14 protein-coding genes are annotated in these 19981 nt (G+C 65.4%); 9 read left to right on the top strand and 5 right to left on the bottom strand.

Going from position 1 to position 19981, the window contains the following annotated elements:
- The first annotated feature begins 7 nt into the window (after nt 1-7).
- The 3 genes from hisH to K8R92_07800 are packed head-to-tail and all read left to right on the top strand — an operon-like array spanning nt 8 to nt 2120.
- A complete protein-coding gene (gene hisH / locus K8R92_07810) occupies nt 8-622 on the top strand; it encodes an imidazole glycerol phosphate synthase subunit HisH (GenBank protein ID MCE9619801.1) in 615 nt (204 codons plus the stop codon).
- A gap of 2 nt (nt 623-624) precedes the next feature.
- Entirely contained in the window at nt 625-1404 is a 780-nt protein-coding gene (locus K8R92_07805) for an AglZ/HisF2 family acetamidino modification protein (protein ID MCE9619800.1), read from the top strand.
- On the top strand, nt 1401-2120 hold the full coding sequence (locus K8R92_07800; GenBank protein ID MCE9619799.1) for a class I SAM-dependent methyltransferase: 720 nt from the start codon (nt 1401-1403) through the stop codon (nt 2118-2120). Before K8R92_07805 ends, K8R92_07800 begins: the two co-directional genes overlap by 4 nt.
- Before the next feature lie 33 nt (nt 2121-2153).
- On the opposite strand, the gene K8R92_07795 is transcribed toward K8R92_07800, so the two are convergent.
- Entirely contained in the window at nt 2154-3500 is a 1347-nt protein-coding gene (locus tag K8R92_07795; GenBank protein MCE9619798.1) for a hypothetical protein, read from the bottom strand.
- Nucleotides 3501-3585: 85 nt separating this feature from the next.
- Here K8R92_07795 and K8R92_07790 point away from each other — a divergent pair, with 85 nt between their 5' ends.
- Together K8R92_07790 and K8R92_07785 are read left to right on the top strand one after the other, a co-directional pair.
- Nucleotides 3586-4743, top strand: coding sequence for a glycosyltransferase (locus K8R92_07790; GenBank protein ID MCE9619797.1), 1158 nt, complete (start codon nt 3586-3588; stop codon nt 4741-4743).
- Between the two features lie 179 nt (nt 4744-4922).
- Entirely contained in the window at nt 4923-5933 is a 1011-nt protein-coding gene (locus K8R92_07785) for a hypothetical protein (protein MCE9619796.1), read from the top strand.
- A gap of 27 nt (nt 5934-5960) precedes the next feature.
- On the opposite strand, the gene asnB is transcribed toward K8R92_07785, so the two are convergent.
- Nucleotides 5961-7847, bottom strand: a complete 1887-nt coding sequence (gene asnB, locus K8R92_07780; protein MCE9619795.1) for an asparagine synthase (glutamine-hydrolyzing) — start codon at nt 7845-7847, stop codon at nt 5961-5963.
- A gap of 144 nt (nt 7848-7991) precedes the next feature.
- Here asnB and K8R92_07775 point away from each other — a divergent pair, with 144 nt between their 5' ends.
- Entirely contained in the window at nt 7992-9566 is a 1575-nt protein-coding gene (locus K8R92_07775; protein MCE9619794.1) for an oligosaccharide flippase family protein, read from the top strand.
- 52 nt (nt 9567-9618) lie between these two features.
- Here K8R92_07775 and K8R92_07770 read toward each other — a convergent pair whose 3' ends face one another.
- Nucleotides 9619-10797, bottom strand: coding sequence for a glycosyltransferase (locus K8R92_07770; GenBank protein MCE9619793.1), 1179 nt, complete (start codon nt 10795-10797; stop codon nt 9619-9621).
- A 124-nt stretch (nt 10798-10921) separates the two neighbouring features.
- Here K8R92_07770 and K8R92_07765 point away from each other — a divergent pair, with 124 nt between their 5' ends.
- The 3 genes from K8R92_07765 to K8R92_07755 all read left to right on the top strand — a co-directional run bounded on the left by K8R92_07765 (nt 10922) and on the right by K8R92_07755 (nt 18058).
- The gene (locus K8R92_07765) at nt 10922-11902 is read left to right on the top strand and encodes an NAD-dependent epimerase/dehydratase family protein (GenBank protein ID MCE9619792.1); all 981 of its coding nucleotides are present in this window, start codon (nt 10922-10924) and stop codon (nt 11900-11902) included.
- A 94-nt stretch (nt 11903-11996) separates the two neighbouring features.
- Nucleotides 11997-14723: a hypothetical protein gene (locus K8R92_07760; protein MCE9619791.1), complete on the top strand. Its 2727-nt coding sequence runs from the start codon at nt 11997-11999 to the stop codon at nt 14721-14723.
- Nucleotides 14720-18058, top strand: a complete 3339-nt coding sequence (locus tag K8R92_07755) for a HEAT repeat domain-containing protein (GenBank protein ID MCE9619790.1) — start codon at nt 14720-14722, stop codon at nt 18056-18058. The genes K8R92_07760 and K8R92_07755 overlap by 4 nt, the downstream gene beginning before the upstream one ends.
- 8 nt (nt 18059-18066) lie before the next feature.
- Here K8R92_07755 and K8R92_07750 read toward each other — a convergent pair whose 3' ends face one another.
- Complete coding sequence (locus tag K8R92_07750; protein MCE9619789.1) at nt 18067-18771, bottom strand: hypothetical protein; 705 nt, start codon at nt 18769-18771, stop codon at nt 18067-18069.
- A 268-nt stretch (nt 18772-19039) separates the two neighbouring features.
- Nucleotides 19040-19762 (bottom strand): hypothetical protein, encoded by a 723-nt coding sequence (locus K8R92_07745; GenBank protein ID MCE9619788.1) that lies wholly within the window; start codon nt 19760-19762, stop codon nt 19040-19042.
- Nucleotides 19763-19981: the final 219 nt, after the last annotated feature.

Below are 19981 nucleotides of genomic sequence, written 5' to 3'. Positions count from 1 at the left end.
GCCCGAGATGATCGGCATCATCGACTATGGCCTGGGCAACATCCAGGCCATCGCCAACATCTACAAGAAGCTGAACCTGGACGCGGCGCCGGCCAAAACCCCCGAGGACCTGCGCAGCGCCGACAAATTGATCCTGCCCGGCGTGGGCAGCTTCGACTGGGCCATGAAGCGCCTCAACGAGTCGGGCATGCGCGAGCCGCTGGACGAGCTGGTCAAGACATCCGGCAAGCCGGTCCTGGGCATTTGCGTCGGCCTGCAGATGATGGGCCATCGCAGCGACGAGGGCGAGCTGCCCGGCCTGGGCTGGCTCGACGGAGAAGTGAAGCGATTCGACGACAGCAAACTGCCCGACATGATGCGCCTGCCGCACATGGGATGGAACGACGTGATCCCGAAGCGGGAATCCGGTCTCTTCGCCTCGCTTGAACATCCGATCCGCTACTACTTCCTGCACTCCTACTACTTCGCGGCGAAGAACCCCGACGACGTGCTCGCCCAGGCCGACTACAACGGCCTCTTCGCCTGCAGCGTCGGCCACAAGAACGTCTACGGCGTGCAGTTTCACCCGGAGAAAAGCCACGGGTGGGGCGTGCAGCTGCTGAAGAACTTCGCGGAACTCTGAACATGCTCCGACCCCGCATCACCCCCTGCCTGCTCGTCAAGGACCATGGCCTGGTCAAGACCCGCCAGTTCAAGGAGCCGAAGTACGTCGGCGACCCGATCAACGCGGTGCGCATCTTCAACGAGAAGGAGGTCGACGAGATCATGGTGGTCGACATCGACGCCTCGAGCCGGCAGCGCGAGCCCGACTACACCCTGATCCGCAACCTCGCCGCCGAGTGCCGCATGCCGCTCTGCTATGGCGGCGGCGTCAAGAAGGTGGAGCAGGTCGAGCGCATCATTGCGCTGGGAGTCGAGAAGGTCGCGATCAGCTCGGCCGCTCTGGAGGATCCGGAGCTCATCGCACACTCCGCCAAGGTGGTCGGCAACCAGAGCGTGGTGGTGGTCTTGGATGTGAAGCTCGGCGCCAAGCCGGGCCAGTACGAGCTCTGGACCCGCAACGCCACCAAGCCCGCCAAGCGCGACCCCGTCGAGGCCGCCAGGCAGATGGAGCAGCTGGGCGTGGGCGAGATCATCCTCAACTCCATCGACCGCGACGGCATGATGAAGGGCTACGACCTCGAGCTGGTGCGCCGCGTGCGCGAAGCGGTGGGCGTGCCGATGACGGTGCTGGGCGGCGCCGGATCCCTCAAGGACATCCAGGCGCTCTTCGCGGCCTTCGGCATTCTCGGCGCCGCGGCCGGCAGCCTCTTTGTCTTCAAGGGGGTCTACCGCGCCGTGCTGATCAACTATCCCAGCCGCGCGGAAAAGGACGGCCTGATCCATCCGGGAGTCGCCCGATGAGCAAACTCGTCGCGTGGATGGATCAACATTGGTATCCGCAGTTCGCGCGAAACTGGGACGACAATATTTTCCGCGAGCGGATCCTCAAGCACATCAAGCCCGGCTGCCGCGTGCTGGACTATGGCGCCGGCCGGGGCAAGCTGGCCCAGATGAACTTCCGCGGGATGGCCGGCTTCGTCGCCGGGATCGACGTCGACAAGGCGGTCTTCGAGAATCCCTATCTCGACGAGGCCAAGCTGCTGGATCTTTCGACCAACCGGATTCCCTTCGACGACAACAGCTTCGACCTGGTCTTCGCCGACAACGTGATGGAGCATGTCCCCGATCCCGCCCTCTCCTTCCGCGAGATCCGGCGCGTGCTCAAGCCCGGCGGCGTTTTCCTGGCCAAGACTCCGAACAAGTGGCATTACGTGCCCACGCTCGCCCGCATGACGCCGCACGGGTTCCACCGCTTCTACAACAAGCTGCGCTCCCGCGCCGAGGACGACACCTTTCCCACCCTCTACCGGTGCAACACGCGATCGAGCGTGCGGCGCCTCGCCGCGGAGACGGACTTCGAGATTCTCGAGCTCGGAACCGTCGAGGGGCGGCCCGAATATCTGCGAATTTCCGCGGTCACCTACCCGCTGGGCCTGATCTACGAGCGCGTGGTGAACGGCTTCGGGTTCCTCGCCGGACTGCGCTGCGTGCTGGTGTTCGAATTGCGCCGCAAGTGAATCCGCGCCCGCACGGGCGATCCCGCGAAACGCCTAGGCGTGCGTCGGCATGTGCTCGGATTCGCCATCAAGATCCACGGAGCCGCCCGGGGTGTACGAGATGTGCGGCACCGGCTCCTCCACCCCCGCCGCGGTGATCTTGGCCAGCAGCAGGAAGTAGACCAGCGTGTTCTGCGACGCCCAGAGCTGCCCCTGCTTGTTCATCAGCAGCAGCTGGTAGGCGCAGAGCGCCACCATTACCACCGAGGCCGATCGGCTGTCCGGCAGAAGCAGGTTCTCCCGGATCAGCTGGATGGAGCGGCGCAGGATGCTCCAGAGGCAGGCGATCATGATGACGAAGGCGACCAGCCCCATCTCCGCGAGGACGTCCACGAAGATGGAGTGCGAATAGGGCTCGGTGGATCCGGTCAGCGCGGTGAAGGCGTTCAGTCCCAGGCCCGGCAGCCACATGGCCGGCGCGCGCATGAATCCATCCAGCAAATCCACGATGTTCGCGGAGCGCAGTCCCACGGCGCGGTCGGCTTCCTGCGGATTGAGCCAGCGCATGGCGATTTCCGGATCGCCCACCAGGAAGGCGACCACCAACCCGACCACGCCCAGCAGTCCGACGGCGCCGAAGGAGAGCAGGAAGAACTGCGAGACATTCTTGATCGGCCGCGACAGCGGGAAGAAGACCACCGAGAGAAAGCCGGCGAAGATGAACTGCCCGCGCGAACCCGAATAGATCGAGAGCACGACGCCGGCGAAGAAGGCGAAGAAGCGATAGACCTTGGAGATGAAGGAACTGCCCGGCAGCACCAGCAGTGTGGTCGCGAGCATGAGGAATCCGCCCAGTTCGCCGATCGCCAGCGGGCTGGAGCGCAGCTTGGAGGTGAAGTCCATGCCTAGGCGCCCCTGCTTCAGGGTGAACTCCGGCGAGATCAGCATGGCGACGGCGCTGACGCATCCGAAGACGATGGCCACCACGAGCGTGTTGTGCCAGTCCTTGATCTCGGAGAGAAGGAGCGGCGCAATCAGCATGTACATCACTGTGTAAGGCCATCCGTCGATCACCAGCTGCCAGGCGTTGTCGGTGGCCGGGGTCCAGATGATGGTGATGAAGGAATAGATGTAGGCGACGAAGATCGTCACCCAGACCGGATTGAAATACCCCTCGAAATCGATGAGGCCGCGGATGTAGGCCTGGAAGAGGCAGATGACCACCACGACGCCGACGATGTAGTTGGCCAGCGCCTGCCGCTCAACGAACATCGGAAACCATCCCTGCAAGCCCTGTTCCAGCGGATACATCAAAAGCAGCAGCGCCAGTGCCCAGTGGGGTTTCACCAGGGCGCCGAGGCAGAGCACGACGAAAGCGACGAGGACGACAGGGCCGAACATTTGTTTCTCGCGACCGAGTCTATCACGCGGCGATCCGGCGCCGCTTTGCATGGCTCTGCGCAGCGGCATACTCTTGCCCCGCGACATGGCCAACGAAACCGTCAAGGTGTGCAGCGTGCTTCCGGTTCTCGGCCATCCGCGCGACTCGAAGCGCGTCTCCATGCTCCAGGCCGCCGGATTCCAGGTCGAGGCGGCCGCCTTCGAGCGCGACTACCACACCGGGCGCATGCCCTCCTGCCCGGTGACGAGCCTGGGCCGCATTTCGCATGGCCGCTATCTCGCCCGCGCCTTCAAGATGCTCAGAGCCCTGCCCACGCTGCGCCGGGTGCTGCGCCGCAACCAGGTGGCCTACGCCTCCGGCCCAGACATGGCGCTCTTCGCGATCCTCGCCGGATTCGGCCTCGGCGTGCGGGTGATCGTGGAGGTCGGCGACATCCGCCATGCCCAGGTGGCGCGCGGCTGGAAGGGCCGGCTCTCGCGCGGGATCGACCGCTTCATCGTGAACCATTCGAAGCTGTTGGTGGTGACCGCCCGCGGTTTCGCCGAGGACTATTACCAAGGGCGGCTGAAAAGCCGGACTCCCGTGCTCTTGATGGAAAATAAGCTTGACGAGGAGCCCCTGAAGATGGCGCTCGCCGGGCGGAATCCCAACCCGCCCGAAGCCTTCGATCCCTCCCGACGGCCCCTGCGCATCGGCTACTTCGGCGTGCTGCGCTGCGCCTGGTCGTGGAATCTCCTAATGCACGTCGCCAAGTCGATGCCGGATCGCGTGCGCGTGATCGCGGCGGGATATTGCATGCACCCGGTGGAAGCGCCTGATCCGGGGGCGCTGCCCGCCAACTTCGAGTTTCGCGGCAAGTACAAGTCGCCGGAGGATCTGCCGGCGCTCTACGGGTCGGTGGACATCGTCTGGGCGTGCTATCCGGAGCCGGGAGTGATCGATCCCGATTGGCGCTGGGCGCAGAGCGTCTGCCGGTCGAACCGCTTCTACGAGAGCTGCTTCTTCAAGCGCCCGCTGATCAGCATGCTCGAGAGTGGCGACGGCAGGGAAGTGGAGCGCCTCGGCGTCGGTCTCCTGCTGCGCGAGCAGGGCGACGAGGCGGTGCTCAAGGCCATCGCCGGGATCACCGGCGAGGACATCGCACGCTGGGGCCGCGCCTTGGCGGGCCTGCCCAGGAGCGTCGGGGTCTACACGGAGGAGGCGGGAATGCTCGCCAACGCGATCCGCGCCATGTGCCGGTGAGGTCGCGGCATCGGAGTTTCAACCCGACCAAAATTCGGCCTGCCACCCTATACTTTGCCAAGGAACACATGCCAAAAATCAAATGGTCATCCCTGCTGTTTTGCCTGCTCACCTTGCTCGGCCTTCAACAATGGAATTGCGTGCCGGCTTCCACAGCCTCCGCAACCGCGGCAGCGGCCGTGCCACAACTCCTCCTTCTGTACGACGGGCTGCCGGAAGCCGCAAGCATCGCGCGGGCGATGTCGCTGAAGGCGGAGGTGTGGATGCAGATCAACCAGGACGCGCCCTCCTACAAGAGCGGCATCATCGACATCGCCGCGGTCACCAAGGAAGTGGAGAGCAAGACCGGCGGCCGTCCGCCCACCTGGATGATGCTCGACTTCGAGGAGCCCTTCTTCGCCAATCTGAGCAAGGGTCAAGATTCCCCGGAGTACAAGCTGACCATTCAGACCATGACGGAGTGCATCCGCGCCATGAAGGCGCGATGGCCGGAGTCCAAGTGGACCTTCTATGGAATTCCGAATCTGCCCTACTGGATCGAGGGCAAGGGATGGGCGACCGCCCCCGACGATCAGAAGAAGGTCATGCTGAAGAGCATGTCCGAGGCCGTGATGCCGTTGGTGCGCGAATGCGACTGGGTCTCGGTCAGCATCTATGACTGCTACGACCCGAGCATGGTGGTTGCGGGCAGCCCCAACAGCATCCGCGGAACTCCGGCGAGCGTGCGCGAGGATGGCCGCGCGTGGCGCATGGCGCAGGTCGGCCTCGCCAAATTGCTCGCCCACGGCAAGCCGGTCATCCCCAACGTCTGCAACTTCTGGGTTCCCGGCGGAGTGGCCCCCTACTGCCGCCTGATCCAGCCCCGCGCTTTCATCGAGGACCAGATCGCTCCGGCCGTGCAGGCGGGCGCCAACGGTTTCGCGCTTTGGACCGGCATCAATTACCGCATCTCGATCGTCACCCAGGACGAGGAGAAGGCCGCGACCATCGTCACCGAGAAGAACTTCGGCGTGCAGGATTGGCGAAAGGCCTTCACGGCCGACTACTTCAAGGGCAAGGCGCCGATGGATTGGACCGACCCGCAGGTCAAGCAGACGCTGGTGGCGGAAACCTCGAAGGCGATCATTCAGTGCTTCACCAATATCAGGGCCTGGGAAAAGACCGGCGTGCTGCCTCCGGCCGCCCCGTAATCGCCGACTCGCTTCATTGAATTGGAATCAACCCGCGGCGCGAGTGGCCGACGCCATTTCGCGCGAGACCGGTGCCTTGTCGTGGTAGAAGATCTCCAGCCACAACAGGAGGGAATACATGCGGAACTGGATGTTCTCGGGGAGGCGCTGGAAGACCGCCTTCTCGCGGATGTGCGGCCTGAGGATGCCGTGCTCGATCGCCAGCTCCGTCGCCTCTTCCGGCAATCCACGCTCCTGCACCAGCTCGCGGATCATCCGCGTGGTCGAGTTGCCGAAGCCATCCTTCTTCTGCCGCCAGATGATCTCGTTGGGCAGGCTCTGCTCGACGCACTTGCGCAGGATGTACTTGCCGAAGCCGTCGCGCATCAGCAGGTCGGTCTTGAGCGAGAACCCGAATTCCACCATGCGATAGTCCAGGAAGGGGCAGCGCGTCTCCAGGTTCACCGACATGGACACGGCGTCACCGTACTGCAGCAGGTTGGTCAGGTTGAAGGTGTGCCAGTAGAACAGCGCGTCGCTGAAGTTCGACTTGGAGAGCGTGAGGCTGCGGAACTGCTCGGGCGCCGCGTCCATGGCCTCGTCGCCAAGGATTTGCTGCGCGCTCCAGCGATCGGACTGCCGCCGGTAGACCATGCTGCTGGCGAAGCGCATGACATCCATCGCGACGCCCTTCCAGCCCAGCGAATGCGCGTTGGCCCGCAGGCTGCGCCACGCCTGTCGGAAGCGGCCGCGGAAGAGGAAATCGAGCGCAACAAAGAGGTCGAAGGAGGGATAGCCGCCCAGCAGCTCGTCGGCGCCCTGTCCCTCCAGCATGACCGTCAGCGTTGAGCGGGCGGCGCGGCAGAGGTTGAGGTAGGGAACGATCGCCGGCGAGTTGTGCCCGGCGTCAAGGTGGTAGATGCAGGTCTTCAGGTCCTTCACCAATTGGTCGTGCGATGTCTCCGGCACCGGCGTCGACTGATGGCCGAACATCTTCGCCACGCGCTGCGCCATCGGCAGCTCCGAAAGTTCCTTCGGCTGGTGCCACGCCGTGTAGGACTCCAGGCTGCGCTTGAACTTCTCGCCCACGATCCAGGCGAGTGACCCCGAGTCCATGCCACCCGAAAGGCTCAGCCCCACGGGGACGTCGCTGCGCAGGCGGATCTTGGTGGCGTCGGTGAGCAGCACCTCGAAGCGCTCCTTGGCTTCCTCCATGTTGCCGATGGTGCGCTGGGTCGGGTAGCTCCAGTAGGCGACGGCCGGCGCAACGGCGTCGGACTTCAGGTCGACGCGCTGGAAGCACGCCTGCGGAAAGCGGTGGATGCCCTCGAACCAGGACTCAAGACACTCGCCGCCCATGCCATACTTCAGATAGAGGCCGATGGCGTGGCGGTTGGGCCGCGGCGTGGAGCCGAGCCAGGCCAGGATTCCCTTCGCCTCGGAGCAGAGGATCAGCGATCCCTCATGCTCGCAGGTGAAGAGCGGCTTCACACCCCAGCGATCGCGCGACACGACGAATTGGCCGGTCTGAGTGTCGCCGAAGACGAAGGCCCACATGCCGTTGAGGCGGTTGATGGCCTCGGGTCCCCATCGAATCAGGGCGGCCAGCAGCACCTCGGTGTCGGAATTGGTCCGGAAAACCTCGCCTTTGCGCTCCAGCTCGGTGCGGATCTCCAGGTAGTTGTAGATCTCGCCGTTGTAGGTGACGAAATAGCGCCCGCACTTCGACCAGAAGGGCTGGTTGCTCGACGCCGCGACGTCGATGACCGAGAGGCGCAGGTGGCCGATGGCGAAGCGACCCGCGGGATCGATGTGCGTTCCGCACGCGTCAGGTCCGCGGTGCTTGATGGCATCGAGGGCCCGCTGCATACGCGCGGACGCATCGCCCGGAAGCTTGCCGGATGGCCTGCAAAGGATCGCAAAGATTCCACACACGAATGGGGCTTACGATACCACAGGTTCCAGTTCGTTCCGGAGCGGAGCATTTCCAAATCTTCATCAAACGCCGGAAAAGATGGCCCCCGCGCGGGTCGCGTCGCGGGCGGACGGCCGCGCGGACGCCGCTAGCATTGCCCGACGATGACGGATCCGTCCACAGACACGCAGGCCGCGCAGCCCCAGGGCTTCGGACGCGTGGCGATGCGCGGCTCCATCCTGAATTCGGCGCAGTGGCTGGTGAACAAGGCGCTCACCGCGGGGGCGATGCTGCTGATCGCCTATTTCCTGACGCCGGCGGAGTACGGCGTGGGCGTGCAGTCGCTGGCGATCTGCCAGTTCCTCTGCTTCTTCCTGCCCCTCACGGTGGGCGATGTGCTGATCGCGCATCCGCGGCGCTTCGCCCTGCTGGCCTCCAGCGCCGCGGGGCTGGCGATGATCATCGCCTGCGGCACCGCCGCGGTCACGCTGCTGAGCATTCCGGTGGTGGTGCACTTTTACAGCGACTATCCCGCGGGCTGGCTCATCGGCCTGCTGGCGGTGCTGGCGATCAAGCCCTTCTTCGAGGCGCGGTTGATGCTGCCGCTCTCCGCCATGCGGCTCAAGCTGGCCTATCCGCGGATCGCGATGATCGACGGCGTGGTGCAGATGGGGGCGACTCTCTTGTCCGTGGCGATGGCGGCGCTGGGCGGTCGCGCGGCGTCGCTGGTTGTGCCGCAGATCGCCAACGTCGGCGCGCGGGCCGCCTGGTATTCGCGGGAGGCCGGCGCCGGCGGCGAGGCTCGCTTCCATCCCAAGCTGGCGGCGTTTCTCTTCCGCTCCTTCGCCAAGGCCGCCAGCGCACAGTACATCCACAACGTCATCGTGATGCTGGAGATCCTGGTGCTGGGCTTCGTCTCGGGCAAGTATGAGACGGGTCTCTTCGGTCTCGCCTTCAGCATCGCCGGCCAGGCCAACACGGTCATCGCCTACCAGCTCGGCGTGGTGCTGCAGCCGATCTTCGGCCGTCTGCAGGACGACCCCGAGCGGCAGGTCGCCGGTTTCCTCAAGGCGCAGCGCGTGCTCAGCGCGGTGTGCGTGCCGATCTGCTTCACGCAGGCGATGCTGGCGGAGCCGCTCTTCCGGCTGGTTCTTGATCCGAAGTGGCAGCCCGCGATCCCGACCTTCCAGGTGATCAGCCTGATGCAGGCCTTTTACTTCGCGACCGGGCCTTCGATGTCCTGCTTGCGGGCGCAGCGCCGCTTCGGCACCTTTTTCGCGTGGCAGGGAATTCAGCTCCTTGTGTGCCTGCCGGTCTACTGGTGCGGCGCCGAGCTTCCGAATTGGTTCGGCTCGGATCTGGCCCAGTGGTTCGGCGCGGATCTGCACGGCGCCGGGGCGTGCGGCGTGGCCCTGGCCAGCGGCGCGGTCTGGGCGGTCAGCTCTCCGCTGGTGGTGTGGCTCTGCACACTCGCCTCGCCCCGCAAACACGGGTTGGAGGCGCTCGCGATCTTCGCACGGCCCTGGTGCGTCTGTGCGCCGATCTTCGGTGGTTTCTATCTGCTGGCGCAATGGACCGAGGGATTTGGCCGCACCGGCGACCTGCTCTCGCTCTTCGTGGTGGGTCCGGTGGCGGCGCTGCTGTCCATGTGGATCATGCGCTTCCTGCACCGTGACATCAAGAAGACGATCGACGGATTCGTGGTGGCCGGCCTGGCTCGAGTCCGCCGTTCGCGCTAAGCCTGCGGCGTCATTGCGAAATCGACATCGTCGCGGCGCGCTTGGTCGAACTTCAGGCTCGCGGCGCTTCGCGCAGGTCGAACAAGTCGTCGGCCGGCTCGCCGCACACCGCGCGCTCGATCGAGCGGCGCTGATAGTCGGGATTCCAGAAGCGGCGAATGATGGCGTGGCAGGCCTCGCGGGTCGCGGCGGTTGGAAACGGCGTGGCGATCCATGACTGGATTGCATCCGCCAGCGAAGCGACATCGTTCTTGCGGAAGAGCGAACCGTTCTTGCCCGGAAGGATCGCCTCCCATTCCGGCATCTGGTCGTCGGCGTCGTCGTGCGTCACCACCGGCACCCCGTAGATCATGCTGTGCATGGCGGTCAATCCAACTTTGCCTGGGGCCACGGTCACGTTTGAGGCCATGACCAGCTCTGCAATGCGCTTCTCGTCGTAGCAGGCCCCTTCAAAGTGCACGCGGACTTTGAGCATGTCGGCCTTCGCCGCCAGCTTCTCCCGTTCGGGGCCGTCGCCCACCAGGATCAGGTTCGCCGCCGTGCCACGTTGCTTCAGCAGCGAGAGGGCGTCGATCAGCAGGTCGAGCCGGCGGACAGAGATCAGCCGCGTCGTGCAGACGACCACCGGCGTGCGCTCATCGCCGAAGAGCTCGCGCCGGATCTGCGCCGGTCGCTCCGCGCTGATCGCGTTGCGCGCCGCCGTCTGCTCGGCGATGTCCTGGCTGTTGTAGATCACGTGAAGTCGCTCGGGCGGCCAGCCATTCTCGATCGCGATCTGCTTGGAGCGCCGCCCATAGAACATGTGTTGGTGGGGAATCGCGTAGAAAAGTCTGCGAAAGAGACCCTTCAGTCCGCGCGGCCGCGAAAGATAGCCATGTCCCCAGAAGAAGACCCGCTTGCCGGTCAGGCGCGCGGCCAGTCCGCCGATCCAGGTGCAGGGCCAGTGCGGCACGGCATGAAAGATCACCGTGTCGAAGTCCGGGCTCATGCCGGCGCGGACCGCGCCCCACTGCCACATGAAAGGTCCCCCGATCCGATGCGTGGGAGCCAATCGAAATTTCACGGCCCCACTCAACTCAGCGGGCTTGATGCTGCGCATGTACTCGTGGTCGTCGCCGATGAAGGTGAAGTCCGCCCGCGCGCTGCGGGCCAGTTCCTCCACAATCGCCTTGCGATAATGCGGAAAGAAGTGGTAGACCACGGCGACCCTGGGTCGGTCATCGGCGATCACGCTTGGGTTCTCCGGCGCTGTCGCCTCATGTTCGCTTCCCTACGCACGGCACCGATCGTAACTCATCCCTGAAGATCGGCGATCCGCGCGTCGCGCCTGCATCGGCGGCTTATGCTCACGATGCGTGACGTCCGACCCCTCCACCACTCCCGCCTCCATGGAGCGCTTCCGCGGCGCCTCCGCCCTGGTCACCGGCGGCGCGGGCTTCATCGGCTCGCACATCGTCGACGCCCTGCTCGCCGCCGGCGCCCGAGTGCGCGTGCTCGACGACTTGAGCACCGGCGATCGGCGCAACGTGCCCGCCGGCGCGGAGCTCATGGTGGGCTCGGTCAGCGACGTGGCGGCGGTCGGCCGCGCCGTGACGGGCTGCACGCATGTCTTCCACCTGGCCGCCATGGTCGGCATCGCCCAGAGCGTGCACGAGCCCGAGAGGCATTTTGAAACCAACATCGCCGGCACCGAGCGGGTGCTGCAAGCCTGCGCCGCCGCGAAGGTTTCCAGCGTGGTCTTCGCATCCAGCTCCGCCGTGTACGGCCTTGGGGCCGCGATCCCCTCGCGCGAAAGCGACCCCGTGGTCGCGGCCAGCCCCTACGCAGGCGGCAAGGCGGCCGGCGAGCTGCTGGTCGAGAGCCACGCCCGCACCCACGACACGCACGCGGCGAGCCTGCGGCTCTTCAATGTCTTCGGGCCGCGGCAAAATCCAACCGGCGCCTACGCCGCGGCGATCGCCGCGTTTCTGTCCGCCGCCAAGCTGAAGAAGCCGGCGCAACTTTTCGGCAGCGGCGCGCAGACCCGCGACTTCGTTCCGGTGGCGAATGTGGCGCGGGCTTTCCTGCTGGCCTCGGATGAGCGACTCGCGCTGCGCGGCGAGCGTTTCAACATTGGCCTGGGCCGGGAGACTTCACTGAAGGAACTTCTCTCGATGATCGCCGAGATCGCCTCGGTCAAGGTCGCGCCGCTTGTCCTTCCGCCGCGCGAGGCCGACAGCCCACGCTCCTGCTCCGACATCAGCAAGGCCCGGGCAAAGCTTGGCTATGAGCCGCGGGTCTCGATGGACGAAGGCCTCCGGGAAACCTGGCGCTGGATGCTTTCGAACGCGGCGTGAGCCGTCGAAACCAGCGATTTTGTGGTGCTATTTCGCCAAATTTTGAAAAAATCAAGTGCCAAGCGCGCCGCGTGGGCTAGTTTGTCATTCCCCCATGTTTCAACCAATCCTCATCGCCCTCATCCTCGCCGCCGCTCCACATTCGGCGGCATCGGTCGCTGCCGGAACCGACCGCTCGATCATTGCGACCCGAAGCCTGGACAACACGCTCGTGCCCGAGCTGCTCGGCCTCTCCCAGGACGATCCCGCCCCCGCCGACCTGCGTCCCTCGGGTTGCGAGCGGCTGGTCCTGGACTCGGCAAAGAGCGATGAGCTCGGCTGGCGCACGCTGATCTTCAAGAGCGGCATCGATGCATCGGAGGGCGGCACCGGCGGCGGCGTGATGGTCATCCGCGGCGACGAGGTCTCCGGATTCCTGCGCGGCGACGATGGTCGGCGCTGGCGCATCCTCGCGAGCGACGGCGGCACCTCCAGTCTGGAGTGGATTGACGATGCGCGCATGCCGACCTGCGCTGGCATCCCGCAGCATGCGGCGCCCGCGGAGCACCGTGCGGTTCCCATCAGCAGCCTGAACGATTGCGACACCGGCAAGCCCGTCGACGTGCTGGTGCTCTACACCACCGCCGCCAAGAGCGCCGCGGGCGGAAAGGCCGCCGTCGAGGGGCAGATCGCCGCCGCCTTCTCCAGCGCCAACCTGGCCTACCAGCGCAGCGCCATCGCCACCCGCATCAACCCGGTGATGGTGCTCGAGACCGACTACGTCAGCAGCGACTTCAACACGGACCTGGTGCGCCTTTCCAACGCCGCCGACGGCCAGCTGGACTTCGCCCATTCGCTGCGCGACGTGGTGGGCGCCGACATGATCGCGCTGATCCGCGCCGACGGCGAGTACTGTGGCATCGCCTGGCTGATGTACGACAACAGCGCCTCGGCCGCCAACGAAATTCCCTTCAGCGTGACCGCGTGGAGCTGCCTCGCCAACCAGACCTTCGCCCACGAGCTCGGCCACAACATGGGCTGCTGCCATGCCAATGGTGACGGCGGCGGATGCACGGTCGGCGGCCTCTACTCCTTCAGCGTGGGATGGCGCTTCAATGGACAGGGCGGCGGCCTCTACCGCACGGTGATGGCCTACGACCCGGGCAGCCGCATCGACAATTTCTCCAACCCGAACATTCTGTTCGACAACCGGCCCACCGGCGTGCCCATCGGCCAGGCCAACGAGGCGGACAACGCGACCACGATCGGCCTGACCGACCACACCGTGGTGAACTTCCGCTGCTCGCATGGCTCGACCCCCTTCGCCGATTGCGACCACAACGGCGTGCTTGATCCGGTCGACATCGCCTTCGGCGTCGGCAGCGACTGCGACAACAACGGCGCTCTCGATTCCTGCGCGCTCACCGGCGCCTCGCCCTGCACGCTGCCCGCGGCGCTGGCTTTCTGTCCCAGCGGACTCGCGGCGCCGGTGCACCCCTCCTCACCCGTGGCCAATGACTACTTCGGCAAGAGCGGCGCCATCAGCGCGACCACTGCCGTGATCGGCATTCCCGGTGACGACGCCATCGCCAGCTTCTCGGGCAGGGCGCTGGTCTACCGGCGCAGCGGCGAGAACTGGATCGTCAGCGCCTCGCTGAAGGCACCGGACGCCGAGATGAACGCCCAGTTCGGCAACGCAACCGAGACCGCGCCGGGCGTGGTGGTGGTCGGCGCTCCGACGGCGCGCTCGTCGGGCGTGCAGACCGGCCGCGTCTACGTCTACGCCCCCAGCGGCGCCACCTGGGCGCTGAGCCAGGTCATCAACTGCCCCGAGCCGACGGTGGGCGACCTCTTCGGCGAGCAGGTCGCACTTGACGGCAACACGCTGGTGATCGGGGCCCGCGGACATCAGACCGGCGGACTCGGATCCGCGGGCGCCGCCTTTGTCTTTCAACGGCCGGACTCGGACTCGCCCTTCGACTACGCAACCAAGCTGGTCGCGACCACACCGATGGTGGGCGCGGCCTTCGGCTCCAGCGTCTCGATTCACGGCGACAAGATCGCGGTCGGTGCACCCTTTGAAACCGTCTCGGGCTCGACGCCCGGCGCCGCCTATGTCTTCGTGAAATCCGGAGGCGCCTGGCTCTTCGAGAAGCGCTTCCAGGGCACGACCAATGCGGCCCGCTTCGGCCAGGCCATCGCCATCGAGTCGGACCGCCTGGCGGTCGGCGCACCCAGCGATGCGCAGGATGGATACGAATCCGGCGCCGTCTTCATGTACCGCTTCGCCGGAACCTGGCTGGCCGACACCACGCTGCGGCCCGGATATGGCGCGGCCCGCAACCGGATCGGCACCACGCTCTCGCTCAGCGGCGAGCGCCTGGTGGTGGGCGTGCGGCCCGAGCAGAACGCGACCGGCGCCGTCTCGCTCTACTTCGACACGACCGGCGGGTGGCAGCGACAGGGCATCACCTACGCCGGCAACAACGGCTACGTCCATGGCGACGCGGGTGTCATCGGCGGTCCCTTCATCAACAGTGGCGCGGCCAATTCCGGCGGCGCCGAATTCCTGCTCTGGTCCAGCGACTGCAATGGCGACGGACTTCCCGATCGCTGCAACATCGATCTCGGCTCGGAGACGGATTGCAACGGCGACGGCATTCCCGACAGCTGCCAGCCGCCTTCCGCAGACATCAACGGCGACGGCGTGGTGGATGGCGCCGATGTCGGCCTGGTCCTTCTGTCATTCGGCGACTGCCCCTGCTGCCCGGAGGATCTCTCCCGCGACGGCGTGGTGGATGGCGCCGATGTCGGCCTGGTCTTGCTTAGTATGGGCGAGTGATCCCAGGGCTTCTGCCATTCCTTGCCGGAATTTTTCTGATTGCCGCGGGCGACGCGATCGCGCCGTCGAGTCAGGCCACGACCGCGCCACAAGCGGAATCCGCAACTGCGAAGCAGGACACAGCGAAGTCGGACCAGGTTGACAAAGAGGCGAAACCCGAAGCGCCGGCGGAGCCCCCGCACGATCCCGAGGGGGTGAAGCCGCCCGAAGGTTTCGAATGGAAACTCTGGGCCAAGGAGCCGCTGGTCGCTGATCCGGTCGCCTTCGCGGTGCTCAACGACAACTCGCTCATGGTCGTCGAGAGTTCGCGGCAGGATCGCGGCGTGGAGGACAATCGCTACTCCTCGTGGTGGCTGCTGGATGATCTTCGCGCCAAGACCGTCGAGGAGCGCCTTGCCTACTACAAAAAGTGGGAAGGCAAGCGCAAGAACGGAATGGAGTGGTACACGGAGTACGCCGACCGCGTGAAGCATGTCACCGACGCCGCGGGCAAGGGCGAGGCCGACACCGCCGTGAATTTCTCCGGCGAGCTGAACGAGCCCCTCGATGGAACCGCGGCCGGTGCCCTGCAGGTGGGCGATTCAATTTTCGTGACCTGCATTCCGAATCTCTGGCGATTCCAGGACAAGGATGGTGACGGCGTTGCCGAGGTCCGCGAGAAGATGTTCACCGGCTTTGGCGTGAAGACCAGCCTGCGCGGCCACGACATGCATGGGCTGGCGCTGGGAATGGACGGGCGCCTCTACTGGAGCATCGGCGACCGCGGCTACAGCGTCCGCAGCAAGGAAGGCGAACTGTTCGAAGATGCGGGGCGCGGCGCCGTTTTCCGCTGCGAACTCGACGGTTCCAACCTTGAAGTCTTTTTCCGCGGGCTGCGCAATCCGCAGGAGCTCGCCTTCAATGACCTCGGCGATCTCTTCACCGGCGACAACAATTCCGACGCGGGGGACAAGGCGCGCATCCAGTACCTGCCCGACGGCGGCGACGCGGGGTGGGAGATGCACTACCAGACGCTCGAGGGCGCCAACCAGCGCGGCCCGTGGTCGCAGGAGCATGTCTGGTACACGTTCGATCCGACCGATCTCGTGCAGCCCGCGTGGAACACGCCGCCCATCGCCCACCTCACCTCGGGTCCCTCGGGGCTCGTGGCCTATCCCGGCGTCGGCTTTCCGGAAAAGTACGCGGGCGAGATGTTCCTCTGCGACTTCCTCGGCGGCGATGCCTACAGCCAGATCTGGTCCTTCAAGCTCGAGCCCAAGGGCGCGGGCTACGAGATGAAAGACGAGGAAATCTTTTTGAAGGAGGTGCTGCCGACGGATGTCGACTTCGGCACCGACGGCTCCATGTGGGTGACAGACTGGTTCGACGGCTGGACCAGCGACGGCACCGGGCGCCTCTATCGCGTCTGGCAGCCCGAGGAACTGGCGAAGGCAGCGGCCGCAGGCGGCGCTGAAATCCTGAAGAACGGATTCCGCAAGGCCAACACTGGCGATCTGCTTGGCTGGCTCGACCATCCCGATCGCCGGGTGCGCCATGGCGCCCATTTGGAACTGGCGGCGCGCGGCAGCGCCTCGATTGATTCGCTGGCGGCGCTGGCCCACAGCTTCGACACGCCGGCACGGGCGCGGCTGCACGCGCTCTGGTCGCTGGGTGTGATGGCCCGGCGCCTTGGCGGAACACCGGCGGGCAACAAGGCCTGCGATGAATTGATCGAACTCGCCGCTGATCCTGACCCCGAGTTGAAGGCGCAGGCCGCCCGCGCGCTGGGCGACTCGCACTGCGGCAAGGCAGTCGATGTCGTGCGGGCTCTCACGCTGGATGAAAATCCCCGTGCCCGCGCCTATGCCTGCGCCGCGCTCGGCCGGCTCAAGGACAAGGAAGGCGTGGCCAACCTCAACGCCGTGCTCTGGGAAAATGACAATCAGGATCCCTGGCTGAGGCAGGCGGCCGCAACGGCGCTCGCCCGCATTGGCGACCGGGCGAAGCTGGAGGTCATGGCCGCGGATCAATTCGCGCAGGTGCGCCTGGGCGCGCTCTTGGCCCTGCGGCAAATGCGCGATCCCGCCATCAGCCGACTGCTCTTCGATGCCGACGCCACCATCGCGCTCGAGGCGGCCCGCGCGATCTACGACCTGAAGATCGACTCGCAAATGACGATCCTTGCGGGTCTGGGCGATCGCTTCTGCGATCGCGCGGGCGGATCGCAATCCGGCGTCGGCGTCTTCACGCAACAGGATCCGCGCACGCTGCCGCTGCTGCGACGCATCATCGCCGCAAACCGGCTGCTGACGGATCCCGAGGCGGTCAACCGTCTCGCGGAACTTTCGCAGAGCTCGCTGATCTCGCCCGAGGCGCGGATGCTGGCCTTCGAGTCGCTGGCGGAATGGGCCGAGCCCGGGCCGCGCGAACCTGTGCATGGACGCGTGATCGACCTTGCCGTCGAGGCACGCGATCGCGAAGCGTGGAAGCGGGCGCTGGCCCTGGCCTTGCCGAACCTCGCCTCAAATTCTCCCGACGAGGCGCTGCGCGGGAAGGCGCGGGAGCTTGCAGGAAAGTCCGGCGTCGCACTTGATTCGGCGGCAACATTGCGCACCGCGCTGGACGCCAACGCGAATCCGCGTGAGCGCGCCGGATGTTTGCGCCAACTGGCCCAGGATCACGACCCGGAGCTGGCCGGCGCAATCGACGCGGCACTCGCTTCGAACAGCCCTTTGCTTCGCTCCGCGGCACGAAGCGTTCTGGCCAAGGAAGCTCCATCAAAGGCAATCCCGCTTCTGCAAAAGGCCGCGGCGGCGGGCGAAATCCAGGAGCAGCAGGCCGCCATCGTGGCACTGGCGAGTCTCACAGACGAAGCCGCGGCGAATGCGCTGAAGCCGCTCGCCAAGCAACTGGCGCTGGGAACGCTGCCCCCTTCCATCCAACTTGAAATGATCGAAGCCTGCTCGGCGCGCCCAGAGCCGGAGTTCGCCCAGTCGCTCTCCGAATGGAAATCAAAATTCGCCGCACCCGACCCATTTCCGATCTTCAGCGCCTGCGTCGAAGGCGGCAGCGCCGAGATTGGACAGCGCATCGTCTCGTCAAATTCCGCCTCGCAATGCCTGCGCTGCCACTCGATCGCCGGAGGCGGCGGACACGCGGGACCATCGCTTGAGGGAGTCGCTGCCCGCTACGACAGACGCGGACTTCTGGAAAGTCTGGTCACCCCCAACGCCAAGCTCGCGCCGGGCTTCGGCCCGATCAGCGCCATGCCGACCATGACCACGCTGCTTTCACCGCGCGAGATGCGTGATGTGGTCGCGTACTTGGCCACGCTCAAGCCTGCCGCCGTACCGTGAACACCGCGTCAGTTGCACGGGGCAGTGCGTTGATTTTCCTCGAGCAGTGTCCTCACGCCGCGCCGAAGCCGCCACATGTTCAACGCACCGACCAGCACGAGCACGATCGTGGCCAGGTACCAAAGCGAATAGGCGAAGAGACGCACGTTTTCTTCGACGACCGATCGAGGCTTCACACCGGGTTCCATCCGAATGGCCAACACCGCAACGGTCGTGAGGACGATGGCGCCGACGATGCTCGGCGCGGCGACGAGCAGAAAGATCCGTCGAAATGAAACTCGTTTCTGCATGCACCTGAAGTAGGACTGGGCAACGATGATGCAGCCGGCGCCGCACAGCGCCCACCCCACGATTTCGGCGAGCTCCCCGAACGTTCGAATAAATTCATTCAGCGCACTGAATTGTGGAATGAAGGTTTGATTGCCGAGAAAGACCACGGCGGTGATGGCCAAGACGTAGGCATTCCGAATTCCCGCAAGGATCGCGCCCGTCGCGATGACCCCGCCTCCGGCAATCAACGATCGCCGGATCGACTTCGGGCGGTTCCGCAATGCGGCGAGCAGACATGGCACGGCTGCCAGAATCAATACGATGATTCCCATTTCCACCGCCGCGCTCAGAAGCGTCGCCTGCACAACGGGCGGCGCAATACCGTTGACAGCCGCGAGATTCAAGAAGAAATGAACGAGGAGCGTCGTCCATCCCAACACCATGCACCCGGCTCCGCGCCGGATGGATCGAAGAACCCGCTCAGATTCATTCTGCAAGGAATTCTCGTCCCGCAACCATGGGGATGATGCGCCGCATTCGGAGCAGGACTCCGTCGCGGAATCCTGCGGGGACAGATAGCCGCACTGCCGGCACCGTTTCGGATGCGCAACAGAGCCTCCGCTCTCGGTGGAAAGCGCAACGGGCTCAGAATCCGGAATCACCGGAAAATTCTACTGCGCCGTTCCATCAATCAGGTTGGGACTCGCTCGCTTACTGCCCGCGCATGAAGGTCATCGTGATCGTGTTCGCCGCCGTCTGGTTCTGGTTCGCCGGGGTGAAGTTCAACTGGAACTGCTCGGGGTTGGTGAAGAAGGCCTTGCCCACCATCAACCATGCGGGTCGACCGTCGGACCAGGTCACCGTCGCCGTGGTCGCGCCGTTGGGCGCTACGTTGCCGGCGATCGTCGCGGAAACCGCCTGGTTCCACGCGGTGGTGTTGAATCCGTCGTCGGCCAACGAACCGCTCAGGACCCCGGCCGCCGTCACTCTCACCAATCCAGTTCCCCAATCCGCGCCGCCGTCGTACCAGTTCACCGTCCACGTGCCGGTCCACTGCCTCTGAAAATCCGGCATGACCGATTGCTGGGCCACGCCGTAGGGCGGCGCGCCGGACATCCCCTGCTCATGCAGCGTCAGAGCGACCTGGTCGACGCGGCTCTGGCCGTTGGCGGAGTTCGCCTTCAAGTTCGCACCGAACGATCCCGGCGATGGATTCGACCACGTGCCGGAATAGGAATCGCTCGCGCCGCCGGTCCAGGCCACGGTCAATGCCAGATCCTGGCCGGGTCCGAGCGTTCCGCTCACCGAGCCCATGCGCGGCGGCGAAGTCGGGTTCGCGTGCGACCACACCGAGTCGGTCATGCTGCCGCGCACCCGGCCGGATTGGTCGACCACCATTCGCATGGGTCCGCCCGAGGTTCCGCTGGAGTCCATGAACGATCCCGCCCATCGCAGCGCGGCCGCGGTCGCACCGGTTTTTGAACTTGTGTCTGACGATTGAGGGTGGAGGTCTGTACGACACCCAATCAGAAGACAAGCACAGAGGACGAATCCGAAAAATGGAAAGGTGTTTTTCACGCGGTCATGGTAGCGATCGCATGTGAAATGCGACCGCTCTTGCGCGGCGATCGCTCCACTGCAACTGCGACGGAT

It is taken from the genome of Planctomycetota bacterium (genome assembly GCA_021414025.1).
In the GTDB taxonomy this organism is placed as follows: Bacteria; Planctomycetota; Phycisphaerae; order Phycisphaerales; family SM1A02; genus SYAC01.
The sequence above is the reverse complement of the archived record's forward strand: the minus strand, read 5'-3'. Positions and strand labels throughout refer to the sequence as shown.